The 1,684-nt window shown below is 72.1% G+C and carries 1 protein-coding gene; it reads right to left on the bottom strand.

Annotated features, from left to right (window positions below):
* Positions 1 to 1,684: 3'-5' exonuclease (locus ER13_RS17215; protein WP_035311348.1), on the bottom strand; the 1,684-nt coding region annotated here is incomplete at both ends.

The raw sequence follows: 1,684 nt of genomic DNA, 5'->3' as shown, positions 1-1,684 counted from the left end.
CTCCATCCGCGACGGCGCGGCGAAGCGGGCGGCGGCGTCGGGCGGAGGCGGCGTGGCGGCCCAGGCGGGCAGAGGTTCGGTCGTGCGGTCTTGGGCGGTCGCGACGGGGCGGCGTTCAGGATCGACGCCGAAGCGGCGAACGCCGTTCTCGACCTCGCGCACCTGATCCCCCAGCCGGTCGAAGGTCTCCTCGATCACCGACCACCAACTGCCGGGTTCGGCGCCCCGGCTGGAGGCGCGGCCCATGACGATGACCCGGTCGCGGGCGCGGGTCAGGGCGACATAGAGCAGACGCAGGGTCTCGTCGTCGGTGCGGGCCTGACGCGCGGCGCGAGCGTCGGCCGAGGCGGGGCAGTCGTCCTTGGCCGAGCCGGGGGCCATCAGCCAGGCCTCGCCTTCGCCCTCGGGCGTGACGGCGGGCATCAGGGAGGGCCCCTGGGCCTTCGCCTTCATCGTGGTGTCGGGCAGGATGACGATGGGCGCCTCCAGCCCCTTGGCGCCGTGGACGGTCATGACACGGACCTCTCCGCGCGCCCCCTCCAGTTCGCGTTTCACCTCGACGTCGGCGGCCTCGAGCTGGGCCAGGCAGGTCTCCAGGTCGATTGCGCCCCGGTTCTCGGCGGCCAGCACCTGGTTCAGGGTCTCGTCTATGGCTTCTTCCGCCTCGCGGCCCAGCCGGGCCAGGATGCGGGCTCGGCCGGACCGGCCGGTGTCGTCCACGCGGTTCAGGGCCTGGGAGAAGAAGGCGAAGGGATCGCCGCCGCGCGCGGCGATGACGGTCTGGAGCATGTCGCGGGCACGGGTCCATTCGGGGCGTTCGTGCGCCCGGTCGCGGAGGTCGCGCCACAGCTGGCCGCCTTTCCGGTTCTCGCGCCCGGCGAGGGCGTAGAGGCCGTCCTCGTCCACGTCGCACAGGGGGCTGCGCAGCACCTCGGCCAGGGACAGGTCGTCGTCGGGGAAGAGCGCAAATCGGGCCAGGGCGATCAGGTCGTCGAAGACGATATGGCTGGACAGTTTCAGCCGGTCGGCGCCGGCGACGGGGACGCCTTCGGTCTTCAGGGCGCGGATGATCTCTTCGAAAGTGGCGTCGCGGCGGCGGACCAGGACGATGTAGTCGCCGTAGCCGGCGGGGCGCAGGTCGCGGGTGCGGCTGTCGAAGACGGCCAGGCCGCTTTCGACCTGGCGGCGGATTTCGCGGGCCAGGTCGCGGGCCAGGCGTTTGCGGGCGCTGCCGGCGCTTTCCTGATCGACCGGATCGTCCCAGGCGTCGGTCTCGGGCGCGGGTTCGTCGAGGAACAGGGGCCACAGGTCGATGGCGCCGTGCTGGCCGATCCGCGCCGGGATGTGGCGGGCGATGTCGCCCTGGGGGCCGGTCAGGGCGCGGGTGCGGTCGGGGTCGGCGAAGACGGCGTCGACGAAGGCCAGAACCTCTTCGGTCGAGCGGTAAGAGGTGTTCAGCTCCGGCCCGGCGAAGGGTTCGCCGGCGCCCTCGGCCAGGGCCAGGAAGTCGGCCCGTTCCTGACGCAGCCGTTCTGGGCGGGCGCCCTGGAAGGAGTAGATCGACTGTTTCTCGTCGCCGACGGCGAAGACGGTGCGGCCTGATGTCTGGCCGGAATAGAACTCCCCGGTCAGGGCGCGGACGATGGCCCATTGTTCTGGGGCGGTGTCCTGGGCCTCGTCGATC

Origin of the sequence: Brevundimonas sp. EAKA (assembly GCF_000698025.1) — a bacterium.
GTDB lineage: Bacteria > Pseudomonadota > Alphaproteobacteria > Caulobacterales > Caulobacteraceae > Brevundimonas > Brevundimonas mediterranea_A.
This window is presented reverse-complemented; position numbering and strand designations above follow the sequence as displayed.